The organism is Stackebrandtia sp. (genome assembly GCF_035643755.1).
Classification (GTDB): domain Bacteria; phylum Actinomycetota; class Actinomycetes; order Mycobacteriales; family Micromonosporaceae; genus Stackebrandtia.
Window position 1 is genome coordinate 31732 of sequence record NZ_DASQPW010000223.1, and the last position, 24735, is coordinate 56466.

Sequence of the window (24735 nt, forward strand, 5' to 3'; positions counted from 1 at the left end):
TGGCCTTGGGGGTTTCTGGTTTCAAGTCCATGAAGGACTCCTTTGGGGCTCTTGAATCTACTGGGGTGTCTCGGACGCGGGCACGCCCGAGTTCGCTCATCCTCGCCCGATGGGTTGGGCGGGCACAAGACGTCTTCCCATGATTTATCTACTTTTGACCCATTGACGACAATGGGCCGGTCAAGGCACCTGGGCATAGTGCCTCGACCGGCCCACTACTCGATATGCATAAATGTATCTAAACCACAATCGACGGGCGTCGGTTCACCCGTGATGGTGCCTGGAACCGTCCAGTACCTTTTGGACGGCGTCGCGCAGCTCGGGCAGGCGATCGTGGATGTTGCCCGGGCACTGGGTGCTGTTGAAGTCCATGTGGCCGTAGATCTCGCTGGACGCCAGCTTGTACTGCTGACAGATGAACGCGCAGAAGTTGATCAGCGAGTTCCACTGCTCCTGGCTGGGCTGATCGCTGTCGAGGAAGGTGCCGTCGTTCTCGATGCCGATCGCCTGGTCGTTCTGGCCGACACAGTGGGCGCCCTCGATCTGGTACCCGCCGTCGAGCAGGGCGTCGAGGCTGCCGTGGCGTCCCTCGGTGATGAAGCCGCCCTGGCTGTTGGTGAAGTGCTGCCCGGTGTCCATCCAGCCGTTCTGGTCCATGTGGAGGTCCTGGATGTCACGCGAGTTCTGGAACGCGTAGTCCTTGGAGTGGTCGGTGGTGTTGGGGAACGCCGTGTGGTGAACGATGATCTTGTTCGTTCCGTTGTTGACCTTCACGGGCGTGCCGTTGGCGGGGCGGGCGCCCCAGTCGTCACAGCTGAAGATGTCCGGCTTAGGGACGTCGCGTTTGTGTTTTTTGGTGGCTGAGTCGGCGAAGGCGTTGGTGGCCACCAGCGGGACGGCCGACACCACGGCCAGACCGGTCAGCCCACCCAGAACGCCGCGGCGCGACAGCTTTATTTTTCGCATCGTCATCTTTCCGATGGGGTTCACTTTGGGGGAGCCTTGAGACTTTCACACCCGCGCCCGCGCGGCCAAGCCCCGGCAGCGGACAAAGTCGACGAATATGGACACGGTATGGATACCCGCCGTGACACGCGCGAGCGGTTGACCGGAACCGGCGCCCTCCGGGGTGCATAGTGGATTTATGTGCCGGCTGTTTGGACTGACCACGGGTGGGCCGCGCGTGGAGACGGCGTTTTGGCTGCTGGACGCGCCCGACAGCCTGGTCTCGCAGAGCAGGCGAATGCCCGACGGGGCGGGGCTCGGCTGGTTCTCGCTGGGCGACGAGCCGGTGCGCGACCGGGCGCCGGTCGCCGCCCACGACAGCGACGACTTCGACATCCTGGCACGCAACGTCGTGTCCCACACCTTCATCGCCCACGTCCGCTACTCCTCGGGCACCGCCCTGGACGTCCACAACACCCACCCCTTCGACATGAAGGACCGGCTGTTCGCGCACAACGGGGTGGTGCGCGAATCGAAGCGGCTGTCGGAGTGGCTCAGCGACATAGACAAGGCGCTCATCGAGGGCGTCACCGACTCGGAGCTGGTCTTCGCGTACATCACCGCCGAGATCGCCCGCCTCGGCGACACCACCGAGGGGCTGATCAGCGCGGTGGGGCGGATCGCCGCCGAGCTGCCGGTGTACTCGCTGAACCTGCTGTTGGCCGAGCCGCGCCGGATCTGGGCGCTGCGCTACCCGGCCACCCACGAGCTGTGGGTGCTGAACCCGGAGGTGGGCGGCTTCGCGGGCACCCGCGAGCTGACGCCGCGCCGCGAACCCGGCCGCCTCGAGATCGGCGGCGACGACCGGACGGTCCCGGCGTACGTCGTGGCCAGCGAGCGGATGGACGACGACCCCGACTGGCGGCTGCTGGCGCCCGGGGAGCTCCTGGTCATCGAGGGCCTGAAGGCCCGGTCGATGTTCCCCTTCCCCGAGCCCGCCCGGCCGTTGACGATCGAGGACCTGTCGGGCCACGAGCTGAAGTCGCAGGCGCCGATGACGCCCGGCAGATAGGCCCGCCCGCCGCGGTTGTGCGAAACTCCACTCCCCACAGGACAGTGTGGGCCGCCAGAATCGTGGCATGGACGTCTCTTCGGCCGAAGCCTTCCTCTCCGAGCACGGCGCGGACCGCCTGGCCCATCCCGGCGGCACCCTGGCACAGCACCTGCGGCGGGTCGCGGCGCTGCTCGGCGAGTGGGGCGCCGACCGCGACACCCGGCTGGCGGGCCTGTGCCACGCCGCGTACGGCACCGACGGCTTCGCCGAGCACCTGATCCCGCCGGGCGATCGAGGCGAGTTGCGCGCGGTGATCGGGGAGGCCGCGGAGCGGATCGTGTACCTGTACGGGGGCTGCCGCCGCGAGGAGATGTACCCCCGGCTCGGCGGCGCCGACCCCGTCGAGGTCGTCGACCGGTTCACCGGCCAGACCCTGCGGCCGACCGCCGCCGAGCTGGGCGCCTTCGCGATGATCACCGTCGCCAACGAATACGACGTGTTCACGCACAACGCCGACCTGGCGGGGCGGCACGGGCCGTGGCTCGGCGAGTTCACCGAGCGGATGGGCGCGTTGCTGCCCGTGGCGGCGCGGCGGGCGGTGTCCGAGCGTTTCGGTGTCCCGGTGGAGATCGCGCGCCTGGACCACCTGGTTCTCACGGTCGCCGACATCGACGCGACGGTGCGGTTCTATCGGGACGTCTTGGGCATGCGCCCCGTCGAATTCGGCCAGGGGCGCAGGGCGCTCCTGTTTGGACAAAGCAAGATCAACCTGCACCGTTCGGGCCACGAGATCAAGCCGAACGCCGCCCGGGCCACCGCGGGCAGCGCGGATCTGTGCCTCGTCACCACCACGCCGCTGGACAGGGTGCGCGCCCACATCGAGTCGCGGGGTGTGTCCATCGAGGAGGGGCCGGTGGAGCGCACCGGCGCCCTGGGGCCGATCACCAGCCTGTACCTGCGCGACCCGGACGGCAACCTGATCGAGGTCAGCGCGTACGCCTAGGACCTGCTGCGAAACTCACTTCCGTCGCGGGCGGCGCGCAGCAGGAAACGGGGTTCCCCGACAGGCCCTAACGGGGTCGGGGTCTCGCGCAGCCCCAGGTAGTCGTCGAGTCGGGCGGCGGCGCGCAGCAGGGCGCGGCCCCGGGCGGTCAGTCGGCGCCGCCAGTCCTCCAGCGCGGCGGCCAGGGCCCGGGTGCCGCCCGCGCCGCGGACCTGTTCGACGACGGTGGCGATGTGATCGAGGGGGTAGCCGCCGCGCCGCAGGAGGCGCGCCAGTTCCGCGTCGCGGACGTCGTCGGCGACGTAGACGCGGTAGTCGGTGACGGGATCCCTCGCGGGGGTGAGGATGCCGACGTCCTCCCAGTTGCGCAGGGTGGCGGGGGTGACGCCGAGGCGGTGGGCGAGTTCGCCGACGGTGAGGGTCTCGGGGCGGGAGGTGTCGGGCACCGACGTCAGGTGGTCGGCGGCCGAGCGGACGGATTCCAGTGTGGAGCGGTCGTGCAACAGTTGCCGGTGGCCGACGGCGACGATGCCCAGCGCGTCGTCCAGGCGTCCATCGTGGATGGCGATCATGATCTCGCCGCCGCCCGCGCGGCCGTGAGCCGCGACCAGCGCCAGGAAGGTCCGCAGCGCCGCGGCGTGGACGGCGGTGTAGACGCGATAGCCGCTTCGGGTGCGTTCGGCGGGCGGGATGAAGCCGTCGCGCTCGTAGTTGCGCACCGCCTGGGTCGAGAGGGCGTGTTCGCGCGCGAGATCGGCGGGTCTCAGGGTCTCCACGAGTTTGAGACTTTATCGCATGTCGACGTGGGTACGTCGCTGAAAGTCTCAACCGAGTTTTCAAAGATACGATGAAGACTCATGACAACCGAGATTCACGACCCCGTTCCCGCCTCCTGCCAGCTTCTCGCCGTGGGCGAGGCGACCCACCTGGAGTCGTCCTTCGCCCTCTCCCGCAACGACCTGTTCCCCCACCTGGCGTCGCTCGGCTTCCGGTCGATCGCGCTGGAGACCGATCGGATCGCCGCCCTCACCGTGGACGATTTCGTCCGGAAGGGACAAGGGGACCTGGGAACCGCCATGGCCCAGGGGTTCTCGCACAACTACCAATCATCGGTGGAGGGCTTCACGCTCGGGGCCTCCGACGTCAATCGGCGGCTGGTGGCCTGGATGCGCGAGCACAACGAGGGCCGCCCCGCCGCCGAGCGGCTCGCCTTCTACGGCTTCGACGCGCCGATGGAGCTGTTCAGCGCCCCCAGCCCGCGCCGCTACCTCGAACACGCCCGCGACTATCTGGGGCTCACTGACGATCTGGCCGCCCTGCTCGGCGACGACGCGACGTGGAGCCGCGGTGAGGCGCTCATGGACCCCGCCGCGTCGCCGGGCGCCACCGAGGGCGCGATGCGGGCCCGGGTCGCCGCCGACGACATGGTCACCGCGCTGTACGCGGGCGCCCCCGAGCTGATCGCGGCCACCTCCCGCGAGGCGTGGGTGCGGGCGCGGGCGTACCTGCGGGCGGGCATCGGCCTGCTGCGGTATCACGCGCTGGCCGCGCTGCCGCTGGAGCGCGAGCCGCGGTGGACGCGGATGTGCGCCGCCCGCGACGCGTTGATGGCCGAGAACCTGCTGGAGATTCGCGACCTCGAATCCCCGCGCGGCCCCACCCTGGTCTTCGCGCACAACACCCACCTGCAACGCGACCGCAGCCACATGACCATGGGCGACATGGAGATCGACTGGTACTCCGCGGGTTCGATCGTGTCGTCGCTTATGGACGACCGATACGTGCTGAGGCTGGGCGAGCCCGGCGGCGACGCGTAGGGGTCATCACCCACGCGGATATCGGGGCTTTGCCCCGTGGCGCGCCGATGCCGATCCCGTGAGACTCCAAGGGGCACATGGAATCCGCAAACCCCTGGAGACAAAATGGACATCTTGCGTCACGTGCGGGGCTGGCATCGCCCGCTCGTCGTTCACACCGCGGTCATGCTGGCGTTGGTGGTGGTGTGCGGCGTCGGCCTCCTGGTCGACGACCGCACGGTGATGGGAGAGTCGGTGTGGCTGAAGCCGATGAAGTTCGCCTTCGCCTTCGGTGTCTACAGTGTCACGTTGGCGTGGCTGCTGTCGAAGGTGGTCAGGCCGCTGCGATTCGGCTGGTGGGCGGGGACGATCTTCGCCCTGGTGGGGGCCGTGGAGGTCGCGGCCATCACCCTGGCGGGGGCGCGCGGCACGTTCAGCCACTTCAACACCTCACACGACGCGATCAACGAGGTGTCGCAGCCGCTGTTCTTCTACGGCGTCCTGGTGTTGTTCGCCGCCAACCTGGTCATCGCGATCATCGCGCTGTTCAGGAGGGTCGGCGACCCCGCGCTGTCCTGGGCGATCCGCTGTGGACTGGTCCTGTCCGCCGTGGGCATGACGCTGGGCTTCGCGCTCATCGACCATCGGCACCGCGTGGTGACCGACGCGTACGGGCATCGCGTCGAGCTGTTCGCGGGACACACCATCGGCGGCCCGGACGGGCACGGCATTCCTCTGGCGCACTGGAGCGCGGTGGGCGGCGATCTTCGGGTGCCGCATTTCTTTGGGCTGCATGGGATTCACGTCATGCTGGGCGTCGTGCTGCTGGTGACGCTGCTGGGTCGGCGCCGGGAATGGTTGCGCCACACGGGTACCCGCGTGTGGATCGTGGCGGTCGCCGCGGTCGGCTACGCGGGTTTCCTCTCGGTGATCACCTGGCAGGCCGTGCGCGGCCAGTCGCTGATCCATCCCGACGCCGCGACCTGGGCGGGTCTGGGCGCGGTCACGCTGGTCACGGCCGCGGGGTTGGCGGCGGTGATCGCGGTGTCCCGGCGCCGGGTGGCGGCCGAGGAGCCGCGTCCGTCTCTTGTGGGTGTTGACTTAGGCATCGCGGGTGGCTAGCCTCTGCCACAGGAAAGTTACTTATATATTCGAATAGAGGCAGCCCCCTATGCAATCGATGCGACGGAAAAGCGTGTGGCGAGCGGCAATCGCGCTCGCCGCCGCCGCCCTGGCGACGATTTCCTTCACCATGGTGGCGCAGGCCGACACTCACACCTCCGACCTGCCCAAGCACGCGCTCACCGGATACTGGCAAAACTTCGACAACGGCTCCACCGCGATCCGGCTGTCCGATGTCCCCGACACCTACGACATCGTGGCGGTCGCCTTCGCCGACGCCGACGGCTCCAAGCCGGGCGCGGTCAACTTCGCCGTCGACCCCGACCTGGCCAACAAGCTCGGCGGCTACACCGACGACGACTTCAAGAAGGACGTCGACGCCCTGCACGCCAAGGGAAAGCAGGTCGTGCTGTCCGTCGGCGGTGAGAAGGGCAGCGTCTCGGTCGGCGACCCCACGGCGGCGGCCAACTTCGCCGACAGCGTCCACGCCATGATGGACAAGTTCGGTTTCGACGGGGTCGACATCGATCTGGAGAACGGCATTGACGCCACCAATATGGAATCCGCGCTGCGCTCGCTGTCGGACCAGGCGGGCGGAAAGCTCACGATCACGATGGCGCCGCAGACCCTGGACATGCAGTCCACGTCCTCGGGGTACTTCAAGCTAGCCCTGGGCATCAAGGACATCCTCACCGTCGTCAACACCCAGTACTACAACTCGGGCTCCATGAACGGCTGCGACGGCAAGGTCTACTCACAAGGGACGGTCGACTTCCTCACCGGCCTGGCCTGCATCCAGCTGGAGGCGGGCCTGTCCCCGTCCCAGGTCGGCCTCGGCCTCCCCGCCACCCCATCGGCGGCGGGCGGCGGCCACGTCGACCCCGGCGTCGTCAACAACGCCCTCGACTGCCTGGCCACGGGCGCCAACTGCGGATCGTTCAAACCCTCCCAGACCTACCCCGACATCCGCGGCGCCATGACCTGGTCGATCAACTGGGACGGCACCAACGGCTACGGCTTCGCCAACACCGTGGCGCCCCACCTGAAACAGCTCCCCTGACCGACGGCGCCCGCGCCGACGCGCGTCACCTCCATGCGGTAGAAATCTCCCCCTACCGCGTCGAGAGGACCCGTCGTGAGCAAGCCCGTCCAGATCACCGTCACCGCCCCCAGCCTCGACATCGCCGAATCGCTGGCGCGGGGACTCGTGGAGGCCCGCCTGGCCGCCTGCGCGCAGGCCAGCGGGCCTCTCACGTCCGTCTACCGCTGGGAGGGCGCGGTGGCGACCGACCCCGAGTGGCGCCTCGACATCAAGACCAGCTCCGCACTGATCGACCGCGTCACCGCGCACGTCACCGCCCACCACCCCTACGACGTCCCCGAGGTCATCGCCACCGAGATCGTCGGCGGCAGCAGCGACTATCTGGAGTGGATCTTCGCCAGCGTGGGCGAGGTCAGAACTTCAGGACCTCACACAGGTTCCTGACGGTGGCGGGTGAGGGGTGTTGGTTCCTCACCTGCAACATCAGGTCGGCGACCACGACGTCAGCATCTATATCGGGGGCATCGAGACCGATGTGCTCCCTCAGCCAGGGTGCGACCTGGTTCCAGCGGTAGAACTTGGTGCCGTCCCGACCAGGGTTGATCGGTGGAGGAAACCCTCCAGGACCGCGGTCACCCGTGCTGTACCGACGAACCGCCTCGCGGCTGGTGTCTACCTTGTCCGCTATGTCCTGCAAGGTAAACAGGTCCTCGGACAGGACGTTCAACACCAGCATCCCCGTGGACTCGATGTCCCTTATCGCTGACGCGATCGCGGCCGACATGCTGTGGGCTTTGCGATCGAACTGGATGGTCGGGAGGTTGTATTCGCTTCCGACACCGCCGTCATCGCAACCAGCTTCGAAAAGAGCATCAAACTCTTCATCGTTGGGCTCGTGATCCAGCACGACGGTGAACATGTGGTTCTTCATGGTCTGTGACGGCATCACTCTTCCTCTCGTGACCTCCCATGGCGGTGTCATATTACACCCCCTGGTGCGGTTTCGCACCGGGGGGTGTCGTGGCAGCATCGGGGCCCATGATCGTCGTTGACTCGCTGAGGCCCGAAGACCGCGACGCCTGGGAGATCCTGGCGCGCGGCTACAAGGAGTTCTACAAGACGCCCACTTCGGACGAACAGTACGAGGCGACCTGGCGGCGGCTGTCGCGCGGCACCGATGTGCACGGGATCGGCGCGTACGCGGACGGGCGGTTGGTCGGCATCGCGCACTACCTGTATCACGTCACCGTGTGGGGCGCCGACACCTGCTACCTGCAGGACCTGTTCGTCGATCCGAACGCGCGGGGGCGGGGCGCGGCGCGGGCGCTGATCCATCGCGTCGGCGAGGTCGCGCGCGAGCGCGGCGTCGAGCGGATGTATTGGACGACCAAGGAGGACAACGCCACCGCCCGCGCGCTGTACGACAGGGTGGGGCGGTATCGGGGGTTCGTCCGCTACGAGTACGAGCGGCCCGCCGACTAGCGCGGCGGGGGGTCGTCGGTGACCCTCAGTCCGCAGCGTCCGTCCTCACAGGAGCGACGCAGGCGGCCGCGCGACAGGGTCTGGATCAGCCCGACCGTCCAGCACGTCGGGCAGCCCCGCAGCGCGAGCAGGCCGAGCGGCAGCAGCGCCAGGCTGTAGTAGCCGGCCAGGGGAATCAGGGCGACGGAGCCGATCAGGCCGCCGAGGCCGAGGGCGCCGCGCGCCAGGTGGCGGGTCAGGGTGGGGCTGGAGAAGTCGGGTGCGTCATTCGTGGCGGTCATGGCGGGCTCCCAGTGCGAGGGTGTCGGTGGCGCGCAGCGTTTCGCGCAGCGTGGCGCGGGCGCGGTGGAGGCGGGACTTCATGGCGGCGGTGGTGAGTCCGAGGCGGGTGGCCACGGATCGTCCACTGTGTCCTTGAAGGTCGCGCATGATGAGGACGCGGCGCTGGTCCGACGGCAGGGCCGCGATGGCCGCCGCCACGGCGTCGGCGTCGAGGCGGCGCAGGGCCTCGTCCTCGGCGGAGTCGACCGCGGAGTCCAGAAGCGCCGGGCGCCCGGGGAGCACGGCGCGGGCGCGGCGCAGGCATTCGTTGCGCACGATGCGAAACATCCACGACGCCAGGGCGCCCGTGGCGCGCAGCATCCCGATCCTGCGGTACAGGATGATCAGGGCCTCCTGCGCCGCGTCCTCGGCGTCCTCCGGGGTGGGGCACAGCGAGCGGGCGAAGCGCCGCACGTTGGGATGGGAGTCCGACACCAGCGCGGCGATCGAGTCGGCGTCGCCTCCCTGGGCGGCGACGATCACGCCCGCGCTCGGCCACACCGACTCAGTCACGGGCGTCTCGCTTGCGCTTCAGGACGTACAGGCAGGTGCACACCAGCACCAGTGCGACGGCGATGCCGATTCCTACGAGCATGACGACCTCCAAGGTTCCGTAGCGATGTCGAGCGGTACGGATATAAGAGGCGCCCGGGCGGCGAAAGGATTCGCGCGCCGCTCAGCCCGTCCAGCGCTCCATCAGATACCGGGCGATCGAGATGGACGGGGGCAGCACCAGCGGCCCCTCCTCCCCCGCCAGGGCGGACTTCAGGTGGTCGCGGGTGAACCAGCGGGCGGCGGCGATCTCGTCGGCCTGCAGGGTGAGGGGGTGGTCGGGGTCGGCGACGGCCTCGTAGCCCAGCATCAGAGAACGCGGGTAGGGCCAGGGCTGGCTGGCGATGTAGGACAGCTCGGCGATGGGGACGCCGACCTCCTCGCCGACCTCGCGGTGGCACGCGGCCTCGGCGGACTCGCCGGGTTCCACGAAGCCCGCGATGCAGGAGTAGCGGTTCTGTCCCCAGTTGACGCCGCGGGCCAGCAGGACCTGGTCGGCGCCGTCGGTGATGATCACCATGATGGCGGGGTCGGTGCGCGGCCAGGACGGGCGGTCGCCGTCGCGGCGTTCCCAGCCGGCCTCGGCGATCTGGGTGCGGTGGCCGTTGCGGGGGTCGTACTGGTGGTCAGCGTGCCAGTGGATGAGGGCGACCGCCTCGGTGAACACCCCGGCGTCGAAGTCGGACAGCCGGGGGCCGAGCTCCCGCAGGCCGCCGCCGCCCGAAACCGGTGCGGCCACGGCGAAGTACGGCTCGTCCTCGCCGCCGAGGTACAGCCGGTCGCCGTCGGGGGCGTGGGCCGCGTCGAGGTAGGCCAGGTGCGGGGGGTCGCCGTCCACGGGGGTGTTTCCGCTGGCGGGATCGACGACGATCACGTGCGCGCGCTGCCAGGCGGCCTCCAGCCAGGTCGGGTCCGATCGGTGGTGCGCGGCGCGATCCAGGACGGACCGCGACAGTTGGGGTCTCATTCCTCTCCGTCCACTGTGGTGAGTGCTTCCAGGGGTGCCTTGACGTGCGTGGAGTCGCCGAGGACCACGGTGATCGCCTTGGTGGGCGCGAAGATCTCCGCCGCCACCCGCTGAACGTCCTCTATGGAGACCGTGGCGAGCCGGTTGGCGTGGCCCAGCAGCCAGTCGGGGCGCAGGCCCCAGCCCGCGAACGACGAGGTGAGCGACGCCAGGCCGGACTGGGTGGCGGTGCCCAGACGCAGGGTGCCCAGGGCGTAGCGGCGGGCCTGGTCGAGTTCGTCCTGTGTGGGCGCCGTGGAGGCGATGCGCCCCAGGTCGTACCACATCTCCCACAGCGCGGGCGCGGTCACCTCGGTGGCGACGTCGGCGGAGATCACGACCGCGGTGCCCGCCAGTGCATGGTCCACGCCGGAGCGCGGGGAATAGCTGTAGCCCTTGTTCTCCCGGACGTTGGCCACCATGCGCGAGGAGAAGTACCCGCCGTAGATCAGGTTGGCCAGCTGCTGCGCGGCGTTGTCGGGGTGGGTGCGCGACACCCCGGTCAGCGCGATCCGCAGCGAGGACTGCACCGATTCGGGGCGGTCCACGAGGGTCACCGGCCCGGGGCGCAGCGGCGGCACCGGCTCCGGCTCGCGGGGCGGGGTGTGGCCGTTCCAGTCCGCCAGCGCCCGCTCCCCGAAGTCCAGGGCCCGCTCGGTCGGCAGGTCGCCGACGATCACCAGGGTGGCGCCCGAGGGGTGGATGCGCCCGCCGTGCAGCGTCAGCAGCTGCTCGGGGGTGACCGCGCCGACCTCCTCGGGGTCGGGGGTCTGGATCGAGTACGGGTGGGTGCCGTACATGCGGCGCAGCAGCGCCACCTGCACGAGGTGGCCTGGCTGCTGGCGCGCCACGTTGATGTGGTCGGCGAGCCGCTCGCGCTCCACGGTGACCTGGTCGGTCGGGTAGGCGGCGCCGTGCAGCACCTCCGACAGGGTGCCCAGCAGGCGGGGAAGGCCGTCCACCAGGGCGTTGCCCGACACCAGGAGGCGGTCGGGGTCGACGGAGGCGCCCAGGGCGCCGCCGACGGACTGCAGCTCCGCCGCGATGTCCACGATGGACTTTTCCGCGGTCCCGGACAGCAGGGTCTGGGCCAGCACCGAGGAGTCGGCCACCGGCGCGTCGACGAACGGGATGCGCAGCCGCACCTCCACCAGCGGAACGGACGAGCGCTGGATCGCCAGGATCGTCAGTCCGTTGTCGAGCTTTCGCTCGTCGCAGGCGGGAAGGGTGAATTCGGTGGACGGAGCCAGGTCGGGGACCCGGCGGGCGGTCTGGGTGGTCACTGAGCCCCTCCTGGAATGACTTCGACGACGGCGCGGCGCTGCGGTGTCAGCAGCGAAGCGGCGGTGATGATCTGGTCGGCGCTCACCTCGCCGAGCTGGCGCGGCAGTTGCCGCGCCACATCGGCGTCGCCGTGAAACACCGCCGCGGTGCCCATGCGCAGCACCCGGTTCATCACCGAGTCGTCCTCGCGCAACACGTGAGTGGCGATGCGGGCCTTGACCCGCTCCAGCTCGCCCGGCGCCAGGCCGCCCTCGGCGATGCGCCGCAGCTCCTCGTCCACCGTGTTCAGGACGGCGTCGCAGTCGCCGCCGGGCGGTAGGTGCGCCTGCAACAGCATGGCCGTGGGCTCGCGCACCGCGAAGGGCTCGCCCATGAAGCCGACGTACCCGCCCAGGCTCGTGGCGGTGCGGTCCTTTTGGATCAGCCGCTCCACGAGACGGGACGCGTCGCCGTCGGTGAGGATCTCGGCCAGCACCACATAGGGGAGGTACCCCGTGAGGTCGGCCACGGGATCGGGCACCCGCCACGCGGCGGCCACCGCGGGCAGCGGCGCGCGCGGGTCGGTGTAGGACGAGCGGCGCTCGGCGGTGAGGTCGGGCTCGGCGATGCTCGGGTGCGGCGGCGCGGGGCGCGCGGGCACGTCCGAGAAGTGCCGATCCACCAGGGCGGCGGCGGTCTGAAGGTCGAAGTCGCCCGCCACGGTCAGCACCGCGTTGCCCGCCGAGTAATAGGTGTCGAAGAAGGACTGGCAGTCGGCGACGGTGGCGGCCTCGAGGTCGGCGAAGGAGCCGTACCCGTCGTGCGCGTTGGGGAAGGTATCGAACATCACCGGCGGCAGCTTCAGCCACGGGAAACCGCCGTAGGGGCGGTTGAGGACGTTGACGCGGATCTCCTCCTTGACCACGTCCACCTGGTTGGCCAGGTTCTCCTCGGTGAGCGCGGGGCCGCGCATCCGATCGGCCTCGAGGAACAGCGCGCGCTCCAGGGCGTTGGACGGCAGCATCTCGAAGTAGTCGGTGTAGTCCAGGTGGGTGGAGCCGTTGAGGGTCCCGCCCGAGCCCTGGACGTAGCTCATGTGCTCCATCTTGGCGACGTTCGCCGAGCCCTGGAACATCAGGTGCTCGAAGAGGTGCGCGAAACCCGTGCGGCCCTGGGGTTCCAGGCGAATCCCCACGTCGTAGACGACGGCGACGGCCACCACCGGGACGCCGGTGTCGGGACTCAACACCACCCGCAGACCGTTGGGCAGCCGATACTGCTCTATGGGATACGTGGTCGCGCGGATATCCACCTGCTGGGGAGAAGTCACGGGTGGAACGATATCTCGTTGGACGTAATCGCATGGTGCGCGGTGAGTCACGTCGCCATCGGCGGGTGCGCCTCGGCGGCCCCCAGCATCATGAAACGGGTGCGGGCGTCCGACAGGTAGCGGTCGGCCAGGTGGTCGGAGCCCGAGTCGCGATGCACCAGACCCATGCCCTGCACGGCGCGGGCGCTCTCGTATGGACATTCGGCGCGCTCGGCGGACTCGGCGGCCAGGCGATGGTGGTCCAGCGCCTTGGCGGGGCGGCCCGCCAGGCGGTAGGTCACGCCCGCGTTGTTGAGCGCCTCGGCCCGATAGTTGTGCTTGGGCGAGCGCCGCATCTCGTGCAGCGCGCGCTGCTGTTCCTCCATCGCCTCGGAGTGTTCGCCGCGCAGGCTCTTGACCAGGCCGAGGCGGCTGCGCGACCAGCCCGCGGCGCTGTGGTCGCCGAGCGAGGAGAAGCCGTCCAGGGCCTCGTCCAGGTGGCGCTCGGCGACGTCGTATTCGGACTGTCGCATGTGCGGCAACGCGAGTTCACAGTGGGCGTCGGGGATGATGGCGTGGACGTCGTGCTCGTTGTAGATGGCCAGCGAACGCTCGATGAGCCAGATCGCCTGGGAGTACTCGCCGCGCAGCGTGTCGACGATTCCCAGGTGTTCCAGGGCGATGGCCTCGCCGACGGGGTCGCCGATCTCGCGGCTCATCGGCAGCGCCACGCTGGCGTACTCATAGGACTGTCGGAAGCGTCCCGCGATCATGTTGGAGCCCGCCAGGACATTGAGGACGGTAGCCTGGGCCCGCTTGTCGAGCAGCCCCTGCGAGATGGTCAGCGAATTCTGGAAACAGTCCTCGGCCTCGGCGTGTCGCGAGGAGTCGGAGTACGCGTAGCCCAGGTTGAGCCACAGCCGCCCCTCGACGCGGCGGTCCTCGGCCAGGCGGGCGGCGTCCACCGCCACGATGGAGATGTCGGTCCACTCGTCGAGGTGGCCGCGCACCGAGAAGTAGCGAAACAGCGCCGCGGCCAGGTAGGCGGCGGGCCGCTGGGCGCCGTGCTCGGGCGCGCACAACACCGCCTCGTACAGGCAGTCCTGGCGGGTCTCCAGCCAGCCGATCGCGGCGTCGCCGTCGTCGAAGCTCGGCAGCGGGGTGGAGGTGCCGACCTCGGTGGTGTCGGGATGGGTGCCGTACGCGGCCTCGGTGGCGCGCACGGTCGCCGCCAGGTACCACTCCAGCAGGCGGGAGAACGCCGCGTCGGGGTCCTCGGGCGGGTCGAGCGCGGCGGCCTGGGCGCGCACCAGGTCGTGGACGAGCCACCCGCCGCTGGGCGAGGGGTCGATGAGCCGCGCGGCGGTCAGCTGGTCCAGCGCCTCGACGGTCCGATCCAGCGGCAGGTCGGCCATGGCGGCCAGGCTCGGGGTCTCGGGATCGCAGGACGGGTGAAGTCCGATGAGCCACAACAGTTTTCGGGCCCGCCGCGGCAGGTGGTGGTGGGCCACGGCGAACAGCGTCTCCAGCACCGCCGCCCCCACCCTCGCGGACTGGCCGTCGGCGTCGGCAGCGGCCTTCGACCCGCGGCGGCGTGAACGGGCATCGGCACCCGACGACGCGTCAGATGCCCACCCCGCGCCGTCATCGACCGCCCGATCACGGCGAGACGCGTACGGACGAAGCCCGACCCGCTCCGCATCGACGGGCGACCCCGTCGGCTCAGCCCCGTCGGGAACCACTGGCGGGTCAGGGTTCCGCGCTGACGCGTCGGGGCCCCACCCCGCGCCGTCATCAGCCGCCCGATCGCGGCGAGACGCGTACGGGCGGAGCCCGACCCGCTCCGCGTCGACGGGCGACCCCGTCGGCTCAGCCCCGTCGGGAACCACTGGCGGGTCGGGGTTTCGCGTCGCCCCATCGGCGGGCGGTTGGCCGCGGCGGGACGGGTACGGGCGGGGCTTGACGCGCTTGACGGCGATCGGCTCGCCGCCGTCGGCGGGCGGGTCGAGGTCGTCGTCGGTCGCCGCATGGTCGCCGCGGCCGCGGTAGGCCCGGGGCCTGACCTGCTCCGCCGTCTCCGCGTCGCGGGCGGCGGGCGCCTCCACCGCCACGGGCCGATCTGCCCCGCCGCGGCGCGGGCGCGGGCTGACGTCGGCGGGTGGGCCGAGCGCGGCGGTGTCGATGCGGCGCAGGTGCTTGATCAGGTCGTGGTTGCGGCGCCGATGTCCCACGTACCCCGCGGCCAGCCGCAGCGCCAGCGGGCGCCCGCCGCAGGCCGCGACCACCTCGTCGGAGATCTCGGTGGCGGCGCGGTTGGTGCGGGGGTCGGCGGCCAGCAGGGCGCGGGAGTCGGCCAGCGACAGCGGGCCCAGCCGCAGCTCCTGCGCGTCGGGCATCAGGTCGTCCAGGCGACCGCGGCTGGTCACGACGGTCAGGCCCGTTTCCTTGGGCGGCAACAGGGGGCGCACCTGTGAGGAGTCGGCGGCGTTGTCGAGCACCACCAGTAGATGGCACTGGCTGGCCAGCGAGCGAAACAGCGCGGTGCGGTCCTCGAGCGGGGCGGGGATGTCGTCGGGCGAGACCCCGAGGGCGCGCAGCATCCGATCCAGGACGCGCGACGGCTCGCGGGGATGGGCCGAGTCGCCGCGCAGGTCGACGAAGAGTTGGCCCGCTTCGAAGCGCGCGGCGATGCCGCGCGCCCAGTGCAGGGCCAGCGCGGTCTTGCCCACCCCGTCGTCTCCCCACACCACGACGGCGCCCGTGTCACCCAGCGCGTCGAGCTCCGCCAGCTCCGCGTTTCGTCCGACGAAGCCACCAACGTCGTCGGGCAACTGCGCGGGAGCAGGCGTGTCCGCGGCCCACCTCGGCGAATCAGTCACGTGGTAATCCAACCACGCGAAAGACCGAAACCGGGAACGAACGCGACACTCCTTGCGCCCCAAGCCTTCGACGTGTCCGAATTCGAATCCGTGCTCAGCGGACGCCCGTCGGCGTGTCGCAGCGGCATTGCTCACAGTTCGTTGCCGCCGAGCGGGGCGGGCCGTTATGTTGGCCGACGTGAACGCCCATCCGCGCAACGACTGCCGCCGCGACGCCCAGCGCGTCGCGATGCTCGGCATGCGCGGGTGTCGGCGAATGTGTGCCAGCTGAGGGCCACCGACCTTCCATCCCCCGCCGCGCCCCGAAGCGGCAGTCTGTCCTACCCGCGTTGAACGGGATCAATCGTGATAACCCTGTCTGAAGTATCGAAAATATTCGATTCCACTGTGGCCGTCGACAACGTCACTCTGGACGTTCCCGACGGTCACATCCACGGCGTGCTGGGCCGCTCGGGCGCGGGCAAGTCCACGCTGCTGCGCACCGTGAACCTGTTGGAGCGCCCCGATTCGGGGTCGGTGTCGGTGGGCGGCCGCGACCTCGGCGCGCTCAGCGCCGCCGAGCTGCGCGCCGCGCGCACCCGCATCGGCATGGTGTTCCAGCACTTCCATCTGCTGCACAACCGCACGGTGGCGGCCAACGTGGCGCTGCCGCTGAGGCTGCACGGCGTGCCCGCCGCCGAGCGCGACGCCCGCGTCGCCGAGCTGCTCGAACTGGTGGGCCTGAGCGACCACGCCGCCAAGCACCCGTCCCAGCTGTCGGGCGGCCAGCGGCAGCGGGTGGCCATCGCCCGCGCCTTGGCGCCGCGCCCCGAGGTGCTGCTGTCCGACGAGGCCACCAGCGCGCTCGACTCCGACACCACGGGAGAGATCCTGGAGCTGTTGGTGCGCCTGCGCGACACGCTCGGGCTGACGATCCTGCTCATCACCCACGAGCTGGACGTCGTCACCCGCATCTGCGACTCCGCGTCCATCATGGAGGAGGGGCGCATCGTCGAGCAGGGCCCCGTCGACGCGCTCCTGGGCGACCCCGATTCGATCCTGGCCCAGCGCGCGCGGCGCGTCAGCCAGCAGGTGCTCGGGGTCGGGCGCGCATGACCGACAAGCTCGTCACCGCGTCGCTCGAAACCCTCCAGATGGTGGGGCTGTCCGCACTGTGGACGGTGGTGTTCGGCGGGCCGCTGGGCGTCCTGTTGTACGCCACCGCCAAGCGCGGCGTCTCCCCGAACGCGCCACTCAACCGCGTCCTCGGCGTCATCGTCAACATCGGACGCAGCGTCCCGTTCGTGATCCTGATGGTCGCGATCATCCCGTTCACGCGGGTGGTCGCGGGCACCACGATCGGCTCGACCGCCTCGGTGGTGCCGCTGGCGGTCGCGGCGATCCCGTTCTTCGCCCGCCTCGTGGAGTCGGCGCTCATCGAGGTCGACCCCGGTGTCATCGAGGCCGCACAGGCCATGGGCGCCAAGCGAACCGGGATCGTAGCGCGGGTGCTGATCCCCGAGTCGCTGCCCGGCCTGGTGCGCGCGCTGACCGTCACGATCGTGGCGATCACCGGGTACTCGGCCATGGCGGGCGCGATCGCGGGCGGCGGCCTGGGCGACCTGGCGATCCGCTACGGCTACCAGCGCTACGACGCGGCGTACATGGTCGCCACCGTCGTGCTGCTGCTCGTCATCGTCCAGATCTTCCAGTTCGCGGGAGACCTCGCCGCCCGCCGCCTCGACCACCGCTGAGGGCGCTTCGCGCCGCACACCGCCACCGCTATGTCCACTGTAATCACTCGCCGTAACACTCTCATCACATTGGAGCGACAATGAACCGCAAGGCCCTGCTCGCCACCACCGGCGCCGCCGCCGTGCTCGCCGCCACCACCCTGAGCGCCTGCGCCTCCGACGACGACACCCTGGTCGTCGGCGCCACGCCCGAGCCACACGCCAAGATCCTGGAGTACATCCAGGACAATCTGGCCGACGACGCCGGGCTGAAGCTGGAGGTGAAGGAGTTCACCGAATACACCCAGGTCAACCCCGCCACCGAGTCGGGCGACCTGGACGCCAACTACTTCCAGACCCCGCAGTACCTCAAGGACTTCAACGCCAAGAACCACGGCGACCTGGTCTCCGTGGCGTCCGTCCACGTCGAACCGATGGCCGTGTACTCCAAGAAGGTCGCCTCGCTCGACGACGTGCCCTCGGGAGCCCAGGTGAGCCTGCCCAACGACGCCGCCAACGAGGCCCGCGCGCTGGAACTGTTGGACGCCAACGGAATCATCGCGCTGTCGAAGAACGCCGGCGACCTGCCCACGGAGGACGACATCACCTCCAACCCGAGGCACCTGAAGTTCAACCCCGCCGACGCGGCCAACCTCCCGCGGACCCTCGACGACAGCGAGCTGGCCATCATCAACGGCAACTACGCCGTGGAGGCGGGGCTGAAGCCGTCCAAGGCGCTGGCCATCGAGAAGGCCAGGCACAACCCGTACTCCAACGACCTGGTGGTGCCGAAGAAGCACGCCAAGGACGCGCAGGTCAAGAAGCTGGAGAGGCTGCTGACGTCCGACAAGGTGCGCGCGTACATCAAGTCCCACTTCAAGGACGGATCGGTGCTGCCCGTCTTCTGACCGACCCTCGGCCGCGTCGCACCTCCGTGGTTTGATGGCCGACGTGACTGCGCCTGGCTATCGGTTCGTGGCACGTCCGGGGTATGAGGAGCCGGGCGGGCGCGGCTTCGTGCCCGACGCCGCGCAGGCGCGGGTGATCGGGCATCGCCGCGGGCCGCTGCTGGTGCACGGCGGCCCCGGGACCGGCAAGACCACCGTCCTCATCGAGTCGATCGCGGCGCGGGTGGCCGAGGGCGCGGCACCGTCCGATGTGCTGGTGCTGGCCTTCGGCCGCCGCGGCGCGGCGACCCTGCGACGGCGGATCACGGCGCGGCTGGAGATCACCGGCGCCGAGGTGCCGGTGTTCAGCTTCCCCGCGTACGCGTTCGCGGTCCTGCGCGCGGCCGCCGCGCGCCGCGGCGAGCCGCCGCCGCAGCTGTTGAAGGGCCCCGAGCAGGACGTCATCATCCGCGAGCTGTTGGGCGCCGACACCGTGGCGTGGCCCGAGACCGTGCGTCCCGCCCTGGGCACCCACGCGTTCGCCGCGCAGCTGCGGGACCTGCTGCTGCGCGCCACCGAGCGCGGGATCTCGGCGCCGCGCCTGGCGGCGCTGGGCCGCATGCACGACCGTCCCGAGTGGATCTCGGCGGCCGACTTCATGGCGAAGTACGTGGACGTGCTGGCACTGCGGTCGCTGACGGGCGGCGCCACCTACGACTCCGCCGAGATCGTGCGGGCGGCCGCCAGCGAGCTGAGGGACGACCCCGAACTGATCGACCGTCCGACATATGTCTATGTGGACGAGCTGCAGGACACCGATCCCGCCCACATCGAGCTGCTGTCGCTGGTGGCGGGCCACGGCGCCAACCTGGTGGCCCTCGGCGACGCCGACTCGGCGACCTTCGGCTTCCGCGGCGGCGACGCGACGGTGATGCGGGAGTTCGCCGACCGCTTCGCCACCGCCACCGGCGACACCGCGCCCGTCGTCGACCTGGACGTGTGTCACCGCAGCGCCCGCGAGCCCCTGGAGGTGGCCGCGCGGGTGGCCAAGCGGCTGCGCGGCACCGACCGCCACCGCCGCCGCGGCGCGCGACCCGAGGTGGGCGCGGGCGCCGTGGAGGCGACCATCCTGCGCTCGGTCACCCAGCAGGCGGCGTACATCGCCCGGCAGCTGCGGGCGGCGCACGTGCGCGACGAGGTCCCGTGGTCGCGCATGGCGGTGATCGTGAAGTCGGCGGGCGAGCAGCTGCCCGTCATCGAGCGCGCCCTGCGGCACTCGGGCGTACCGGTACACATCGACGCGGTCGACCAGCCGCTGTCGACGCAACCGGTGGTACGCAATCTCCTCGCCATCATCCAATGCGGCCTGAACCCGAAGCTGCTCGACGAGGAGACGGCGGTGACGCTGCTCCAGTCGGCCTACGGCGGCGCCGACGCGCTCACCGAACGCAAGCTGCGCCAGGAACTGCGGGCCCAGGCGGTGGCCGCCGACGTGTTCCGCCCCGCCGGCGAGCTCCTGGTGGAGGCGCTGCGCGACCCCGCCGAGTTGACGGCCCTGCCCGAGGCGCCCTGGGCCGATCCCCCGCGCCGCATCGCCGAGCTGATGGAGTGCGCCCGCGACGCCAAGGGCACCGTCGAGGACGTGGTGTGGGCGGTGTGGGAGAGGTCGGGGCTGTCGGGGCACCTGGCGCGGCGCGCGGTGTCGCGCGACTCGCGGGCGGCGGGCGCCGACACCGACCTCGACGCCATGATGACGCTGTTCGAGTGGGCCGCCGACTTCACCGACCGGCTGCCCGGCTCGGGCGCCGACGCCTTCGCCGCCCACGTCCTGGAGCAGGTGCTGCCCGCCGACACCCGCGCCGCCCACGCCCGCCGCGGCGAGGTGGTCCGACTGCTGACCGCGCACTCGGCGAAGGGGCGCCAGTGGGACCTGGTCGTGGTGGCGGGCGTCCAGGAGGGACGCTGGCCCAACCTGCGGCCGCGCGGTTCCCTGATGGGCTCCGAGGACCTGGTGGAGGCGGTGCGCAACGGAGTGGCGTCCGATCTGGACACCATGAGCGTGCTGCTGGACGAGGAGCGGCGGCTGTTCTACGTGGCGCTGACCCGCGCGGCCGACCGCCTGATCGTCACCGCCGTGGCCGACGCCGAGGACAACCAGCCCAGCCGCTTCATCGAGGATCTCGACATCCCCCTGGCTCGACCGGGCAAATTGGACAGACCCTTGACGCTTCCCTGGCTGGTGGCCGATCTGCGCCGCGTCGCCTGCGGCCCCAGCGGGCGCCGCAAGGACGCCGCGATCGCCCAGCTGTCGCGGCTGGCCGCCGCGGGGGTGCCCGGCGCCGACCCCGCCGAGTGGTGGGGGCTGCGTCCACTGTCCGACGACCGCCCGCTGGCGCTGCCCGGCGAGCGCGTCCGCGTCACGCCGTCCACGGTGGAGCTGGCCGAGCAGTGCGGCCTGCGCTGGATGCTGGAACGCCACGGCGGCACCGAACCCTCGGGCATCTCCCAGGAGATCGGCAACCTGGTGCACGCCGCCGCCGAGGAGGCCGCCTACCAGCCCGACCCGCGCGAGGCCATGCGGCGCTTCATATCCGAGCACCTCACCCGGTTGCCCTCGGAGGCGCCGTGGAAGGCCCGCCAGGATTCCGAGCGCGTCGGCTCCATGGTCAACAAGCTCGCCGACTGGCTGGAGTCCAACACCCGCGAGCTGCTGGCGGCCGAGCAGCGCTTCAGCGTCACCCTCCCCGACGGGCCCCGGGCGGTCACCACCGACCTGGTCGGCGCGGTCGACCGCCTGGAGCGGGACCTCAACGGCGGGCTGCACATCGTGGACATCAAGACGGGAAAGAACGCGGTGTCGGCCGCCGACGCCCAGGAGCATCCCCAGCTGGCCTCCTACCAGGTCGCGGTGGAATCGGGCGCCTTCGCCGAGCACGGCACCACGCCGGCGGGCGCGTCCCTGGTCTACCCGGGCACCACCTCCAAGTCCGCGCCGGTCCGCGAACAACCCGCCCTGCCCGACGCCGACGACCCCGGCTGGGCCCGCAGGCAGGTGCTGACGGTGGCCGAGACCATGGCCTCGTCCACATTCGACGCCGTACACACCAAGAAGTGCGACACCTGCGCGGTGAAGCAGTGCTGCCCGATCAGCAGCCAGGGAAGGTCGGTGACGCGATGACGGCGCGCTTCGGCTTTCGCCACCGCCCCTTGGTTTCGCCGCGGCCGAGGGAGTCCCGGCCGCTGGAACCCGACCGCCCGAGCGCCAGACGGAGGAGCCAACGGTTGGCTTCCCCGCGGCCGGGGCGGTCGCGGCCGCCCGGAACCGACCACCCGAGCGCCAGCTGGAGGAGCCAACGGTGAGGTTTTCGGCGAAGCACCTGTCGGCGTTGCTGGGGGACCCGCACCCGCCGACCGCGCAGCAGGCCGCCGCGATCGAGGCGCCGCTGGCGCCGGGGCTGGTCGTGGCCGGGGCGGGCTCGGGCAAGACCGCGACCATGGCCGCGCGCGTGGTGTGGTTGATCGCCAACGGTTTCGTGATGCCGAGCGAGGTGCTCGGGCTGACCTTCACCCGCAAGGCGGCCGCCGAGCTGGCCTCGCGGATCCGCACCCAGCTGGCGCGGCTGTCGGGTGTGGACGACATCGAGCCGCCCGTCGGGGAGCCCACGGTGTCGACGTACCACGCGTACGCGTCCAACATCGTCGGCGAGCACGGGCCGCGGGCGGGACTGGAGCCCGGGGGCAAGGTGCTGTCGGCGGCAGGGGCCTGGCAGCTGGCGTACGCGGCGGTGCGCGGCTACGACGGGGAGATGAACGCCGTCAGCCTCACCGTGGAGTCGGTGGTGCGGCGGGTGTTGTCGCTGTCGGACGAGATGTCCGAGCATCTGCGCGACGGCGACGACGTCCGCGAGTTCACCCAGCAGCTCGGCGAGGAGATCCGGCAGCGGGTGGGGCGCGGCACCCAGAAGACCGAGCGCATCCTCACCGACCTGGCGGGCCGCCTCCAGCTGCTGCCCCTGGTGGACGAGTATCGGCGCCGCAAGCGCCTCGACGGCGCGGTCGACTTCGCCGACCAGCTGGCGGGCGCCGCGGCGGTGGCGTCCGCCGCGCCCGAGGTGGGGCGCATCGAGCGCGAGCGCTACAAGGTGGTGCTGCTGGACGAGTACCAGGACACCTCGCACGCGCAGATCGAGCTGCTCAAGGCGCTGTACGGCGGCGGGCACCCCGTCACCGCCGTGGGCGACCCCTGCCAGTCGATCTACGCGTGGCGCGGCGCCAGCACGGGAACCCTGGCGCGCTTCGGCACCGAGTTCCTCTCGTCCGAGGGCGCCGACGCCCGCCACGACGAGCTGACCGTGTCGTGGCGCAACCGCCCCGAGATCCTGTCGGTAGCCAACGCCATCTCCGAACCCTTGCGCGCCAGCGGTTTGCGAGTGCCCGAACTGGAGTCGGGCTTCGACGAGCCCGGCAAGGTGGTGGCCTGCCTGACCGAGACCGCCGACGACCAGGCGGCCTGGGTCGCCGACCGCGTCGAGGCGCTGTGGACCGACGCGGGCTGGTCGCGCGACGCCGTCACCTACGAGCCCGACCGCACCCCGCCGTCCACCGCCGTGCTGGTGCGGCGCCGCTCGCAGATCACCCGCCTCGAGGAGGCCCTGCGCGCCAAGGGGCTTCCCGTCGAGGTGATCGGCATGGGCGGACTGCTGGAGACCCCCGAGGTGCGCGAGCTGCACGCCACCCTCACCGTCCTGGCCCGCCCGTCGTCGGGCCCCGCGCTGCTGCGGCTGCTGACGGGGCCGCGCTGGCGGATCGGCCCGCGCGACCTCGCCGCCCTGCACGCCCGCGCCCGCCAGCTGGCCCCCGAGCGGCGCGGCTTCGAGCCGTCGGCCGAGGGCCTGTCGGAGGCCACCCTCGCCGAGGCGCTGGACGACCTCGGGCCCGCCGAGCGCTACAGCCCCGAGGGCCACGACCGCTTCGACGCGCTGCGCCAGGAGCTGGCGATCCTGCGCACCCGCATCGACCAGCCCGTCAGCGACCTGGTGGCCGAGGTGTGCCGGGTCTCGGGGCTCGAGGTGGAGGTGCTGGTCCACAAGGGTGACAGCGAGATGCTGGACGCCTTCGCCGACGAGGCGGCCCGCTACACCGCCACGGCGGCGCTGCCCGGCCTCGACGGCTTCCTGTCCTATCTGGATGCCGCCGCGGAGCGGGAGCGCGGCCTCGACATCGCCGGGGCCACCGAGCAGCACGGCGCCGTCCAGATCCTCACCATCCACGCCTCCAAGGGGCTGGAGTGGGACGTGGTCGCCGTGCCGGGGCTGTGCAAGGGGGTGCTGCCCGGCAAGACCCGGGGCGGCACCTGGCTCAGCGACACCGGCAAGCTCCCCTATCCGCTGCGCGGCGACGCCGACCAGCTGCCCGGCCTCGACATCCGCGGGGTCACCAAGGCGGCCGAGCTGAGCGCCGCCGAGGGCGAGTTCAAAAAGGACGTCCAGCGGCACCACGAGATCGAGGAGCGCCGGCTGGCCTATGTGGCTCTCACCCGCGCCCGCCATCAACTGCTGATCGCGGGCTACTGGTGGGACGAGGCCGAGCAGCCGCGTGGGCCCTCGGTGTTCCTCGAGGAGGCCACCGCCGCCGGGGCCTATGTGGATGGATGGTGCGACGAGCCCGGCGAGTCCAACCCGTTGTTGGAGACCGACCTGACCGCCCGCTGGCCCGACGCCGATCCCCTGGGCCCCAACCAGATGACGGTCGCCGCGGCCGCCGGCGCGGTGCGGGCCAGCGACGGCGCGCTCGCCGACTTCGACGAGGCGAAACGCTGGGCCGAGGAGGCCGAGCTGCTGCTGGCCGAGCGCGCCGAGCGCGAGCGCCCCGACATCACGGTGCCCGTGCCGAACCAGCTGTCGGTGTCGCAGCTGGTGGCCTGGCACGCCGACGCCCAGGAGTTCGCCCGCGGCCTGCGCCGACCCGTCCCGCAGGCCCCCGCGCCGCACACCCGCCGCGGCACGGCGTTCCACGCCTGGGTGGAAAACCGGCTCGGCGGCGCCACCCTGTTCGACCTGGACGAGCTGCCCGGATCGGCCGACACCCCCGAAACCGACGAGCGCCTCGCCGAGCTCCAGGAGGCGTTCGCCGCCTCCGCGTGGGCTCAGCGGGCCCCCGTGGCGATCGAGGTCCCCTTCGTCACCGTCCTCAATGGCGTGGTGATCCGCGGCCGGATGGACGCGGTCTTCGGCACCGACGACGGCTTCGAGGTGGTGGACTGGAAGACCGGCCGCCCCCCGCGCGGCGCGGCGGCGCGCTCGGCGGCGGTGCAGCTGGCGGCCTACCGCCAGGCGTGGGCGGCGATGCGCGGCATCGACCCG

20 protein-coding genes and 2 pseudogenes are annotated in these 24735 nt (G+C 71.0%); 13 read left to right on the forward strand and 9 right to left on the reverse strand.

Going from position 1 to position 24735, the window contains the following annotated elements; genetic code table 11:
* Nucleotides 1–264 precede the first annotated feature (264 nt).
* Entirely contained in the window at nucleotides 265–966 is a 702-nt protein-coding gene (locus VE172_RS17230; RefSeq protein WP_324803179.1) for a peptidoglycan recognition protein family protein, read from the reverse strand.
* 178 nt (nucleotides 967–1144) lie between these two features.
* On the opposite strand from VE172_RS17230, the gene VE172_RS17235 reads away from it, so the two are divergent.
* The 3 genes and pseudogenes from VE172_RS17235 (at nucleotide 1145) to VE172_RS25500 (ending at nucleotide 3002) form a co-directional block, all read left to right on the forward strand.
* Nucleotides 1145–2017 carry a class II glutamine amidotransferase gene (locus VE172_RS17235; RefSeq protein ID WP_324803180.1) on the forward strand — a complete coding sequence of 291 codons (873 nt, stop codon included), beginning with the start codon at nucleotides 1145–1147 and terminating at the stop codon, nucleotides 2015–2017.
* A 67-nt stretch (nucleotides 2018–2084) separates the two neighbouring features.
* Nucleotides 2085–2351: pseudogene (locus tag VE172_RS25495) on the forward strand (DUF6817 domain-containing protein); the annotation flags it as partial.
* 270 nt (nucleotides 2352–2621) lie between these two features.
* A complete protein-coding gene (locus VE172_RS25500) occupies nucleotides 2622–3002 on the forward strand; it encodes a VOC family protein (protein ID WP_349258433.1) in 381 nt (126 codons plus the stop codon).
* Here the strand turns inward: VE172_RS25500 and VE172_RS17245 are convergent.
* Entirely contained in the window at nucleotides 2999–3778 is a 780-nt protein-coding gene (locus VE172_RS17245; RefSeq protein ID WP_324803182.1) for a TioE family transcriptional regulator, read from the reverse strand. The two genes, VE172_RS25500 and VE172_RS17245, sit on opposite strands and share 4 nt — an antisense overlap.
* Nucleotides 3779–3859: 81 nt before the next feature.
* On the opposite strand from VE172_RS17245, the gene VE172_RS17250 reads away from it, so the two are divergent.
* The 4 genes from VE172_RS17250 (at nucleotide 3860) to cutA (ending at nucleotide 7406) form a co-directional block, all read left to right on the forward strand.
* Complete coding sequence (locus VE172_RS17250) at nucleotides 3860–4819, forward strand: erythromycin esterase family protein (protein WP_324803183.1); 960 nt, start codon at nucleotides 3860–3862, stop codon at nucleotides 4817–4819.
* Between the two features lie 105 nt (nucleotides 4820–4924).
* Nucleotides 4925–5920 (forward strand): hypothetical protein, encoded by a 996-nt coding sequence (locus tag VE172_RS17255; protein ID WP_324803184.1) that lies wholly within the window; start codon nucleotides 4925–4927, stop codon nucleotides 5918–5920.
* Between the two features lie 73 nt (nucleotides 5921–5993).
* Nucleotides 5994–6980, forward strand: coding sequence for a chitinase (locus VE172_RS17260; RefSeq protein WP_324803185.1), 987 nt, complete (start codon nucleotides 5994–5996; stop codon nucleotides 6978–6980).
* Between the two features lie 75 nt (nucleotides 6981–7055).
* Nucleotides 7056–7406, forward strand: a complete 351-nt coding sequence (gene cutA, locus VE172_RS17265) for a divalent-cation tolerance protein CutA (protein ID WP_324803186.1) — start codon at nucleotides 7056–7058, stop codon at nucleotides 7404–7406.
* On the opposite strand, the gene VE172_RS17270 is transcribed toward cutA, so the two are convergent.
* Complete coding sequence (locus VE172_RS17270; protein ID WP_324803187.1) at nucleotides 7375–7908, reverse strand: hypothetical protein; 534 nt, start codon at nucleotides 7906–7908, stop codon at nucleotides 7375–7377. The genes cutA and VE172_RS17270 overlap by 32 nt on opposite strands.
* Before the next feature lie 92 nt (nucleotides 7909–8000).
* Between VE172_RS17270 and VE172_RS17275 the strand changes: the two genes are divergently transcribed.
* Nucleotides 8001–8444 carry a GNAT family N-acetyltransferase gene (locus VE172_RS17275; protein WP_324803188.1) on the forward strand — a complete coding sequence of 148 codons (444 nt, stop codon included), beginning with the start codon at nucleotides 8001–8003 and terminating at the stop codon, nucleotides 8442–8444.
* Here VE172_RS17275 and VE172_RS17280 read toward each other — a convergent pair.
* The 6 genes from VE172_RS17280 to VE172_RS17305 all read right to left on the reverse strand — a co-directional run bounded on the left by VE172_RS17280 (nucleotide 8441) and on the right by VE172_RS17305 (nucleotide 15774).
* The gene (locus VE172_RS17280) at nucleotides 8441–8725 is read right to left on the reverse strand and encodes a hypothetical protein (protein WP_324803189.1); all 285 of its coding nucleotides are present in this window, start codon (nucleotides 8723–8725) and stop codon (nucleotides 8441–8443) included. The genes VE172_RS17275 and VE172_RS17280 overlap by 4 nt on opposite strands.
* Nucleotides 8709–9278 carry an RNA polymerase sigma factor gene (locus VE172_RS17285; protein WP_324803190.1) on the reverse strand — a complete coding sequence of 190 codons (570 nt, stop codon included), beginning with the start codon at nucleotides 9276–9278 and terminating at the stop codon, nucleotides 8709–8711. Before VE172_RS17285 ends, VE172_RS17280 begins: the two co-directional genes overlap by 17 nt.
* Nucleotides 9279–9441: 163 nt before the next feature.
* Nucleotides 9442–10284 carry an NAD(+) diphosphatase gene (gene nudC, locus VE172_RS17290; RefSeq protein WP_324803191.1) on the reverse strand — a complete coding sequence of 281 codons (843 nt, stop codon included), beginning with the start codon at nucleotides 10282–10284 and terminating at the stop codon, nucleotides 9442–9444.
* Nucleotides 10281–11606 carry a M16 family metallopeptidase gene (locus VE172_RS17295; RefSeq protein WP_324803192.1) on the reverse strand — a complete coding sequence of 442 codons (1326 nt, stop codon included), beginning with the start codon at nucleotides 11604–11606 and terminating at the stop codon, nucleotides 10281–10283. The genes nudC and VE172_RS17295 overlap by 4 nt, the downstream gene beginning before the upstream one ends.
* Nucleotides 11603–12916, reverse strand: coding sequence for a M16 family metallopeptidase (locus tag VE172_RS17300; RefSeq protein WP_324803193.1), 1314 nt, complete (start codon nucleotides 12914–12916; stop codon nucleotides 11603–11605). Before VE172_RS17300 ends, VE172_RS17295 begins: the two co-directional genes overlap by 4 nt.
* 47 nt (nucleotides 12917–12963) lie before the next feature.
* Nucleotides 12964–15774, reverse strand: a complete 2811-nt coding sequence (locus VE172_RS17305; protein WP_324803194.1) for a tetratricopeptide repeat protein — start codon at nucleotides 15772–15774, stop codon at nucleotides 12964–12966.
* 345 nt (nucleotides 15775–16119) lie between these two features.
* On the opposite strand from VE172_RS17305, the pseudogene VE172_RS17310 reads away from it, so the two are divergent.
* The 5 genes and pseudogenes from VE172_RS17310 to VE172_RS17330 form a co-directional block, all read left to right on the forward strand.
* Nucleotides 16120–16821: pseudogene (locus VE172_RS17310) on the forward strand (methionine ABC transporter ATP-binding protein); the annotation flags it as partial.
* Between the two features lie 44 nt (nucleotides 16822–16865).
* A complete protein-coding gene (locus VE172_RS17315) occupies nucleotides 16866–17507 on the forward strand; it encodes a methionine ABC transporter permease (protein ID WP_324803196.1) in 642 nt (213 codons plus the stop codon).
* A gap of 80 nt (nucleotides 17508–17587) precedes the next feature.
* Complete coding sequence (locus VE172_RS17320) at nucleotides 17588–18394, forward strand: MetQ/NlpA family ABC transporter substrate-binding protein (RefSeq protein ID WP_324803197.1); 807 nt, start codon at nucleotides 17588–17590, stop codon at nucleotides 18392–18394.
* 67 nt (nucleotides 18395–18461) lie between these two features.
* Nucleotides 18462–21551, forward strand: a complete 3090-nt coding sequence (locus VE172_RS17325; RefSeq protein ID WP_324803198.1) for an ATP-dependent helicase — start codon at nucleotides 18462–18464, stop codon at nucleotides 21549–21551.
* Nucleotides 21552–21729: 178 nt separating this feature from the next.
* Nucleotides 21730–24735: ATP-dependent helicase (locus VE172_RS17330; RefSeq protein ID WP_324803199.1), on the forward strand; the 3006-nt coding region annotated here is incomplete at its 3' end.

What these genes read in the sequence shown, in the direction of transcription:
- VE172_RS17230 (WP_324803179.1), bottom strand. Translation starts at nt 966, where the DNA reads ATGCGAAAAATAAAGCTGTCGCGCCGCGGCGTTCTGGGTGGGCTGACC.
- VE172_RS17235 (WP_324803180.1), top strand. Translation starts at nt 1,145, where the DNA reads ATGTGCCGGCTGTTTGGACTGACCACGGGTGGGCCGCGCGTGGAGACG.
- VE172_RS17250 (WP_324803183.1), top strand. Translation starts at nt 3,860, where the DNA reads ATGACAACCGAGATTCACGACCCCGTTCCCGCCTCCTGCCAGCTTCTC.
- VE172_RS17255 (WP_324803184.1), top strand. Translation starts at nt 4,925, where the DNA reads ATGGACATCTTGCGTCACGTGCGGGGCTGGCATCGCCCGCTCGTCGTT.
- VE172_RS17270 (WP_324803187.1), bottom strand. Translation starts at nt 7,908, where the DNA reads ATGCCGTCACAGACCATGAAGAACCACATGTTCACCGTCGTGCTGGAT.
- VE172_RS17275 (WP_324803188.1), top strand. Translation starts at nt 8,001, where the DNA reads ATGATCGTCGTTGACTCGCTGAGGCCCGAAGACCGCGACGCCTGGGAG.
- VE172_RS17280 (WP_324803189.1), bottom strand. Translation starts at nt 8,725, where the DNA reads ATGACCGCCACGAATGACGCACCCGACTTCTCCAGCCCCACCCTGACC.
- nudC (WP_324803191.1), bottom strand. Translation starts at nt 10,284, where the DNA reads ATGAGACCCCAACTGTCGCGGTCCGTCCTGGATCGCGCCGCGCACCAC.
- VE172_RS17315 (WP_324803196.1), top strand. Translation starts at nt 16,866, where the DNA reads ATGACCGACAAGCTCGTCACCGCGTCGCTCGAAACCCTCCAGATGGTG.
- VE172_RS17320 (WP_324803197.1), top strand. Translation starts at nt 17,588, where the DNA reads ATGAACCGCAAGGCCCTGCTCGCCACCACCGGCGCCGCCGCCGTGCTC.